Genomic DNA, 9,929 nt, shown 5'->3' on the forward strand with positions numbered 1-9,929 from the left:
GGACTGGTCGGCCGGTGACGTCCGCCTGCTGACCGAGGCGCGGGCGTGGCCGGAGGTGGACCGGCCGCGCCGGGCCGGGGTGTCGTCGTTCGGCGTCAGCGGCACCAACGCGCACGTGATCATCGAACAGGGGCCGGACGCCGCGCCCGTCGGCGATGCCCTCGCGCCCGATCCGGAGGCGGTGGTGCTGCCGGTCTCCGCCCGTGCCGTCCCGGCGCTGCGCGCGCAGGCGGAACGGCTGCGGGACGACTGGCTCGCGCGCCCGGAGACGCGGCCGGCCGACCTCGGCTCCTCGCTGGCCACCACCCGCGCCGCGCTGAACCACCGCGCCGTGGTCGTCGCGGCCGACCGGGACGAGGCGCTCACCGGCCTCGGCGCGCTCGCGGCGGGCGAGCCGGCGCCGACCGTCGTGTCCGGCGTCGCCGACGTTGACGGCAGGACCGTGTTCGTGTTCCCCGGGCAGGGGACGCAGTGGGCGGGCATGGGCGCGGAGCTGCTCGAGACGTCGCCCGTCTTCGCGGCCCGGCTGGCCGAATGCGCCGACGCGCTCGCCGCCCACGTGGACTGGTCGCTCACCGAGGCGCTGCGCGGCCCGCTCGACCGCGTGGACGTCGTGCAGCCGGTCGCCTTCGCGGTCATGGTGGCGCTCGCCGAGGTCTGGCGTGCGCACGGAGTCCGTCCCGACGCGGTGGTGGGGCATTCGCAGGGTGAGATCGCCGCCGCGCATGTGGCCGGGGCGTTGTCGTTGGAGGACGCGGCGCGGGTGGTGGCGTTGCGGAGCCAGGTGATCGCGCGTGGGTTGGCGGGTCGTGGCGGGATGGTGTCGTTGGCGGTGCCGGTCGAACAGGCGTCGGCGTGGCTGGCGGGTGGGCTGGAGGTGGCGGCGGTCAACGGGCCGGGGTCGGTGGTGGTGGCGGGCGAACGGGATGCGCTGGACGATCTCGTCGTTCGGGCCGAGGCCGAGGGTGTGCGGGTGCGGCGGATTCCGGTGGATTACGCCTCGCACACCTCGCAGGTGGAGTCGATCGAGGCCGAGCTGGCGGGTCTGCTGGACGGGCTTGCTCCGCGGGGGTCGAAGGTGCCGTTCTTCTCCACGGTCGAGGGCCGCTGGCTGGACACCACCGAACTCGACGGCGGCTACTGGTATCGCAACCTGCGGCGCCGAGTCCGCTTCGCCGACGCGGTCCAAGCGCTGGCAGGAGACGGGTTCCGGGCGTTCGTCGAGGTCAGCGCCCATCCCGTCCTGGCGCCGAGCATCACCGACATCGTCACGGAACCGTCCGTCTCCGTCGGGACGCTGCGCCGCGACGACGGCGGCCTGCGGCGCTTCCTGCACTCCCTCGCCGAACTCCACGTCCGCGGCGTGCCGGTCGACTGGACGGCCGTTTTCGCCGGGTCCGATCCGCGGCGGGTCCAGCTGCCGACGTACGCCTTCCAGCGCGAGCGGTACTGGCTCGAGCCCGCCCGCGCCCAGGCGGCGACCGGGCTCGAGCCCGCGGGCCATCCGCTGCTCGACGCGGCCGTCCCGCTCGCCGGTTCCGGCGGCGCGGTGTTCACCGGGCGGCTGACCGAACGCGACCACCCCTGGCTCGCCGACCACCGGGTGGCCGGGTCCGTGCTGCTGCCGGGCACCGCGCTCCTGGACGTCCTCCATCACATCGGCGCACTGCGCGGCGCCCCGGCCGTCGCCGAACTCACCGGCTCGGCGCCGATCGTGCTGCCCGAGGACGGGGTGCTCGACGTCCAGGTCCGGGTGGAGGAGCGGTCCGTCCGCGTCCACACCCGCAGCGGGCCCGACGGGGAGTGGACCGAGAACGCCACCGCGACGCTCGGAGAGGACGAGCGGCCGGGCGCCGCCGTCCCCTGGCCGCCGCCGGCCGGCGCACGCCCTCTTGACCTCGACGGCTTCTACGAGAGGCTCAACGTCGAGTACGGTCCCGCCTTCCGCGCCGTCCAGGCCGTCTGGGCGGGCGACGGGGAGGCGTGGGCCGAGCTCCGGCTGCCCGAGGAGGCGGACCCGGACGGGTTCGCCCTGCATCCCGCGCTGCTCGACGCGGCGCTGCACCCGATCGCCGCCGCCGCGCTGCTGCCCGACCCCGACCGGCCGCGCCTCGCCTTCTCCTGGTCCGGCGTGCGCCTGCACGCGACCGGTGCCCGCGCGCTGCACGTCCACCTGACCGCGACCGGGCCCGACACCGTGGCCATCAGCGCGGCGGACCCGTCGGGCGTTCCCGTGGTCGACGTCGAGTCGCTCGCGCTGCGCGCGCTCGACCCCGGCCGGTTCGCGGCGGGCGGGGCGCGCGACCGGTTGTTCGAGGTCGCGTGGGTTCCGGCGGGGAAGGCGGGGCACGCGGCGCCGGAGGTCGTCGTCCACCGCGTCGAGAGCGGTGACGCCGGGCGGCCTGTCCCCGAGCGCGTCCGCGCGGTGGGGTGGGAGACCCTGCGCCTGCTGCGCGACTGGCCCGACGACCCGCGCGCCGCGTCGGCCCGCCTCCTGGTGGTCACCGCGCCGGACGACCCGGTGCACGAGGCGGTGCGGGGCCTGCTCCGCAGCGCGCAATCCGAGCACCCCGGCCTGTTCGCGTCCCTGGCCACCGACGATCCCGGCGAGGAGGCGGTCGCCGCCGCCCTGCCGCTGATCCCCGAAGAGCCGCAGGTCGCGGTGCGCGATGGGCGGGTCCTGGTCCCTCGCCTGGCCCGCGCTCCCTTCCCTGCGCCGCCGGAGCGGTCGCGGCTGGCCGGCGGGACCGTGCTGCTGACAGGTGCGACGGGCGGGCTCGGCCGCCTCGTCGCCGAGCACCTGGTGCGGGCGCACGGCGTCGCGGAGCTGGTCCTGCTGTCCAGGACGGGCGCTCCCGCCGGATGGGTCGCGGACCTGTCCGCTCTCGGGGCCGGGGTGCGATCCGTCGCCGCCGACGCGGCCGACCGGGCCGCCCTCGCCGAGGTCGTCGGGCAGGCCGCGGACCGCCTGACCGGGGTGGTGCACGCGGCGGGGGTAGTCGCCGACGGCGTCCTGGCCTCGCTCGGTCCGCAGGAATGGGCCGCCGCCCTGGCGCCGAAGGTGGACGGAGCCTGGTACCTGCACGAGCTCACCCGGGACCTCGACCTGGCCGCCTTCGTCCTGTACTCGTCGGCGTCCTCCACGTTCGGCAGTCCCGGGCAGGGCAACTACGCGGCGGGCAACGCCTTCCTCGACGCGCTCGCCCGGTACCGCCGCGAGCAGGGCCTGCCCGGGGTCTCCCTTGCGTGGGGACTGTGGGGCGGCACCGCCGGTATGGGCGGCCGCCTCTCCGGCACGGACCTGGCGCGGATGGCCCGCTCCGGTACGCGCCCGCTGACCGCCGAAGAGGGCCTGGCGCTGTTCGACGCGGCACTGGAGAGCGACCGGCCGGCGCTGGTGCCGATCCGGCTGGACCTCGCCGCCGTCCGCGCCGCGGGGGACGCGCCGCCGCTGCTGCGCGCCCTTGCTCCCGCCCGGCCCCGGCGACCGGAGGTGACGGCGCCCGCCGGCCCGGACGTGGCCGCGCCCGCCGACCTCCTCGGTGTCGTGCGCGCGACTGCCGCCGCCGTGCTCGGGCACAGCGGCCCCGACGCCGTCGAGCCGGGACGCGCCTTCAAGGACCTCGGTCTCGACTCCCTCACGGCGGTCGAGCTGCGCAACCGGCTGGCCGAGGCCACCGGCCTCCGCCTGCCCGCGACCCTGGTGTTCGACCATCCGACGCCCGCCCGGCTCGCCGAGCGGCTGCGCTCCGAACTGTCCGGGACGGCGCCCACGGCAGCGGCGGCGGCGCCCACCACCGCCGGCGTGGACGAGGACGCGATCGCCATCGTCGCCATGGCGTGCCGTTTCCCCGGCGACGTGGACTCACCCGACGAGCTCTGGCGCTTCGTCGTCGACGGCGGTGACGCCATCGCCGGTTTCCCGACCGACCGCGGCTGGGACCTCGACGGCGTCTACGACCCCGACCCGGACGCGTCCGGCGGAACCTACGTGCGGGGCGGCGGTTTCCTGCGCGGCGCGGCCGACTTCGACGCGGGCTTCTTCGGCATCAACCCCCGCGAGGCGCTGGCCATGGATCCGCAGCAGCGGCTGCTGCTGGAGGTGTCGTGGGAGGCATTGGAACGCGCGGGGATCGACCCGACGTCCCTGCGCGGAACGCCCACCGGGGTCTTCGTCGGGACGCACGGCCAGGACTACGGGACCGGCGGCGCGCGCGGCCGGGCGGACGAGGGATACCTCGTCACCGGGAACGCGGCGAGCGTGCTGACCGGCCGCGTGTCCTACACCTTCGGCTTCGAGGGGCCGGCGGTGACGGTCGACACGGCGTGCTCGTCGTCGCTGGTGGCGTTGCACCTGGCGGCGCAGTCGCTGCGATCGGGGGAGTCCTCGCTGGCGCTGGCGGGCGGTGTGTCGGTCATGTCCACGCTGGAGGGCGTCATCGGCTTCAGCCGGCAGCGAGGGCTGGCCGCCGACGGGCGCTGCAAGGCGTTCGCGGAGTCCGCCGACGGCTTCGGCATGTCTGAGGGCATCGGCGTCCTGGTGCTGGAGCGGGTGTCGGACGCGCGCCGCAACGGCCACGAGGTGCTCGCGGTGGTGCGCGCCTCGGCGATCAACCAGGACGGCGCGTCCAACGGCCTGACCGCGCCGAACGGGCCGTCCCAGGAACGGGTGATCCGGCAGGCGCTCGCCGGCGCGGGCCTGTCGGGCGCCGACATCGACGCCGTGGAGGCGCACGGCACGGGCACCCGGCTGGGCGACCCGATCGAGGCGCAGGCGCTGCTGGCGACCTATGGCCAGGACCGTCCCGACGACCGGCCGCTGTGGCTGGGGTCGGTCAAGTCGAACATCGGCCACACCCAGGCGGCGGCGGGCGTGGCGGGTGTGATCAAGATGGTGCAGGCGCTGCGTCACGGCGTGCTGCCCCGGACCCTCCACGCCGAGGAGCCGACATCGGAGGTCGACTGGGCGGCCGGCGGCGTCCGGCTGCTGGGCGAGACGCGCGAGTGGCCCGAGGCCGAGCGGCCCCGCCGGGCGGGCGTGTCGTCGTTCGGGGTGAGCGGCACCAACGCCCACGTGATCATCGAGGAGGCCCCGGACCACGGCGCGGACGCCTCGGTCCCGGACGAGGAGCCCGCCGCCGTGGTGTGGCCGGTGTCCGCGCGCGGCGCGCGGGCGCTGCGGGCGCAGGCCGCGCGGCTCGTCTCCTTCGCCGCCGACCACGGGGACTTCACGGCGGCCGAGATCGGGCATGCCCTCGCCACCGCCCGCGCCGCGCTGGACGAGCGCGCGGTCGTCGTCGCGGCCGACCGGGACGAGGCCGCGGCCGCACTCGAGGCGCTGGAGCAGGCCGCGCCCGCACCGGCCGCCGTCACCGGGACGGCGAACGTCACCGGCAAGACCGTCTTCGTCTTCCCCGGCCAGGGAGCGCAGTGGGTCGGGATGGCGGACGAGCTGGCCGGCGCGTCGCCGGTCTTCGCCGAAGCGCTGGCGGAGGCGGGGAGGGCCCTGGAGCCGTACGTGGACTGGTCGCTCGCCGAGGAATTGCGCGGCCCGCTGGAGCGGGTGGACGTGGTGCAGCCGGTGTCGTTCGCGGTGAACGTGGCCCTGGCCCGGTTGTGGGAGTCGTTCGGTGTTCGTCCTGATGCGGTGGTGGGGCATTCGCAGGGTGAGATCGCCGCCGCGCATGTGGCCGGGGCGTTGTCGTTGCAGGACGCGGCGCGGGTGGTGGCGCTGCGCAGCCGGGCCATCGCGCGCGGCCTGGCCGGGCGCGGCGGGATGGTGTCGTTGGCGGTGCCGGTCGAGAAGGCTTCGTCGTGGTCGGCCGACGGGCTGGAGATCGCGGCGGTCAACGGTCCGGAGTCGGTGGTGGTCGCGGGCGGACGGGATGCGCTGGACGACCTGATCGGCCGGGCCGAGGCCGAGGGTGTGCGGGTGCGGCGGATTCCGGTGGACTACGCCTCGCACACCTCGCACGTGGAGTCGATCGAGGCCGAACTGGCGGACTTGCTGGACGGGCTTGCTCCGCGGGCGTCGACGGTTCCGTTCTTCTCCACGGTCGAGGGGCGCTGGCTGGACACCACCGAGCTGGACGGCGGCTACTGGTATCGCAACCTGCGACGGCAAGTCCGCTTCGCTGACGCGGTGCAAGCGCTGGCCGAGGCCGGATTCCGGACGTTCGTCGAGGTCAGCGCACATCCCGTCCTGATGCCGAGCGTGCAGGAAGTCGTCGACGAGGGCACGTCGGTGGCGGTCGGGACGCTGCGCCGAGACGACGGCGGGCTGCGGCGCTTCCTGCTCTCGCTCGCCGAACTCCACGTCCGCGGCGTCCCCGTCGACTGGTCGCCGGTTCATTCGCCTCGCGGTGGACGGCGGGTGCCGCTGCCGACGTACGCGTTCCAGCGCCGCCGCTACTGGATCGAGGCGGCCGACCCGCTTCTGGACACCATCGCCCCTGACCCGGACACCGGAGGCGTGATCGCCGGAGGCCGGCTGTCCTTGGGAAGCCGCCCCTGGCTCGCCGATCACACGGTGGCGGGACGCGTGCTGCTGCCGGGCGCGGTCTTCACCGAACTGGTGGTGCGGGCCGCTGCCGAGAGCGGGGCGGCGGCCGTCGAGGAACTGGTCATCGAGACGCCGCTGGAACTGCCCGAGCAGGGGACCGTGCGCGTCTCGGTCACGGTCGGGGAGGAGGACGGGTCCGGGCGGCGCCCCGTGAGCGTCCACTCGCGTCGTGAACCGGACGGTCCGTGGACGCGGCACGTCACGGGCCGGGTTTCGGTGGACGTCCCCGACCCTGCACCGGCGTCTCCGCAGTGGCCGCCGGCAGGTGCCGAACCGGTCGCCGTCGACTCCTTCTACGCCGATCTGACCGAACGCGGGTACGAGTACGGTCCGGCCTTCCGCGGCCTGCGCGCGGCCTGGACCCGCGAGGACGAGGTGTTCGCGGAGGTGGAACTGCCCGACGGGGTCGAGGCGGGGGGCCATGCCCTGCACCCGGCCCTGCTGGACGCCGCCCTGCAAGCGGCCAACCTCGGCGCGGCACCGCGTCCGGCAGACGGCGGAGCGCTCCTCCCGTTCGCCTGGAACGACGTCGCGCTCCACGCGACCGGCGCCACCGCGCTCCGCGTGCACGCCGCACGGGCGGGCGACGACGCCGTCACCTTCGCGATCACCGACCGGTCGGGCCGGCCCGTCGCCGGGATCGGGTCGCTGGTGCTCCGGCCGGCGGCCGTGCCCGCCGCCGGTGCGGCCGCGGACGCGCTCCATCGCATCACGTGGATGCGGGTCCGGGCGGCATCGGACGCGGCGCCGGTCGCGGCCGGCGACGTCCTGGACCTCACCGCCGTCCCGGCGGGGCCGCCCGCCGATGCGGCGCGCGACCTGGTCGTCCGGGCGATGCGGCGCATCGCGGAGGAGCCGCCGAAGGTCGTCCTCACCCGCGAGGGGCCGGCGGGCGCCGCCGTGGCGGGCCTGGTCCGCACGGCCCGGCTCGAAGCCCCGGACCCGATCACGCTGGTCGAGACCGACGACCCGGACGCCGCGCGGGCGCTGCTGCCCGCGGCGGTCGCCTCGGGCGAGCCGGAACTCGCCGTCCGTGAGGGCGGCCTGCACGCGCCCCGCCTCGCCCGGGCGCGCGCCACCGGGGAACCGCCCCGGCTCGACCCGGACGGCACCATGCTGATCACCGGCGGCACGGGGACGCTGGGCGGCCTGGTCGCCCGCCATCTGGCGGCCTCCCACGGCGTCCGCCACCTCGTGCTGGCGGGCCGGCGGGGCCCGGCGACTCCGGGCGCCGGTGAACTGGCGGACGACCTGCGCGCGGCGGGCGCCGAGGTGCGCATCGTCGCCGCCGACGTCTCCGACCGGGACGCGCTGGTGGGCGTCCTCGCGGGGATACCGGCCGAACATCCGCTGACCGCCGTCGTCCACGCGGCGGGCGCGCTGGCCGACGGGGTGCTCGCGTCACTGACCCCCGAGCAGGTGGACGCGGTGTTCCGGCCGAAGGCGGAGGCCGCCTGGCATCTGCACGAGCTGACCCGCGACCTGGACCTCGCGGCGTTCGTGCTGTTCTCCTCGGGCGCGGGGATCTTCGGCAACGCCGGGCAGGGCAACTACGCGGCGGCCAACGGATTCCTGGACGGGCTGGCCCGGCTCCGGCACGCCGAGGGGCTGCCCGCCCTCTCCCTGGCCTGGGGACTCTGGGAGCGGGCCAGCGGGCTGACCGGCCGTCTCGGGGAGGAGGGCCGCGACCGTCTGGCCCGTGGCCTGCAGCTGGCGCTGCCGACTGACGATGCGCTCTCGCTCCTGGACCTGGCGCTGCGTGTGGACGGTGAGGCGGTGCTCGTCCCCACGCGCCTCGACCATGCGGCTCTCCGCGACCGGGCCGGTGAGGGCACGCTTCCGGCGCTGCTGCGCGGCCTGGTGCGCACCGCACCGCGCCGGATCACGACCGCGACCGACGACGCGGCGGAGCCGGGCCGCGAGACCCTGGCCGACCGGCTGGCCCGGCTGCCGGAGCGCGACCAGCGGCGCGAACTGGTCGGCATCGTCCGCGCCGCCGCCGAGGACGTGCTCGGCCTGCCCACCGGCGAGACCCTGCGCGCGGACCAGGCGTTCAAGGACGCCGGATTCGACTCGCTCACGGCCGTGCGGATGCGCAACCGGCTCGCCGAGGCGACCGGCGTGCGGCTCGCCGCGACCGCGGTGTTCGACCACCCCACCCCAGCCGCACTCGCCGAGCACCTGCGCGCCGGACTCGGCGTCGCGCCGCGCGCGGCCGTCCCGCCCGCGCTGGCGGAGCTGGAACGGCTGGAACGCGCGCTCGGCGAGCCGCCCGGGGACGGCGCGCTCCGGGACCGGATCGTCGCGCGGCTCGACGCGCTGTCCGCCCGCCTGGCCGGGCCCGCCGAGCCCGGCGCGGACCTGGAGGCGGCGACCGACGACCAGCTCTTCGCGCTCATCGACCATGAACTCGGACAGGGCTGAGGAAAGGCACATGGCGAACGACGAGAAGCTGCGCGAGTACCTGCGGCGGACCCTCGCCGACCTGCGGCGGACGCGCCGGCGGTTGCACGACGCCGAGGCGCGCCGCACCGAGCCGATCGCGATCGTGGGCATGGCCTGCCGCCTGCCGGGCGGGATCGCCTCGCCGGAGGACCTGTGGCGGCTGGTCGCCGGAGGGCGCGACGCGATCGGCCCCTTCCCCCGCGACCGCGGCTGGAACCCGGACGACCTCTACGACCCCGACCCCGACCGCCCCGGGCGGACCTATGCGAAGGAGGGCGGCTTCCTGGCCGAGCCCGGCGGGTTCGACGCCGCGCTCTTCGGGATCTCCCCGCGCGAGGCCCTCGCCGTCGACCCGCAGCAGCGGCTGCTGCTGGAGGTGTCGTGGGAGGCCCTGGAACGCGCGGGCATCGACCCGACCTCCTTGCGCGGCACGCCCGCCGGGGTCTTCACCGGACTGATGTTCCACGACTACCGCGACAACCTCGGCGCCCTCCCGGAGGGACTCGAAGGCTACTTCGGCATCGGCAACTCCGGCAGTGTCGCCTCCGGGCGCGTGTCCTACACCTTCGGTTTCGAGGGGCCGGCGGTGACGGTCGATACCGCGTGCTCGTCGTCGCTGGTGGCGTTGCATCTGGCGGCGCAGTCGCTGCGTTCCGGGGAGTCCTCGCTGGCCCTGGCCGGGGGGGTGGCCGTGATGGCGACCCCTGAGGTGTTCGTCGACTTCTCGCGGCAGCGCGGCCTGGCCCCGGACGGTCGCTGCAAGGCGTACGCGGACACCGCCGACGGGACGGGCCTGTCCGAGGGCGTCGGTGTGCTGGTGCTGGAGCGGTTGTCGGATGCGCGCCGCCGTGGTCATGAGGTGCTGGCGGTGGTGCGGGGTTCGGCGGTGAACCAGGATGGTGCGTCCAACGGCCTGACGGCG

At 76.0% G+C, this 9,929-nt stretch carries 2 protein-coding genes; both read left to right on the plus strand.

Annotated elements, in window-relative coordinates:
* On the plus strand, positions 1 to 8,986 hold an 8,986-nt coding region (locus F8568_RS47500), incomplete at its 5' end, for a type I polyketide synthase (RefSeq protein ID WP_202126176.1).
* Between the two features lie 10 nt (positions 8,987 to 8,996).
* A partial coding sequence (locus F8568_RS46210; protein ID WP_202126177.1) for a beta-ketoacyl synthase N-terminal-like domain-containing protein occupies positions 8,997 to 9,929 on the plus strand: 933 nt, incomplete at its 3' end.

The organism is Actinomadura physcomitrii (assembly GCF_008923205.2).
GTDB classification, from domain to species: Bacteria; Actinomycetota; Actinomycetes; order Streptosporangiales; family Streptosporangiaceae; genus Spirillospora; species Spirillospora physcomitrii.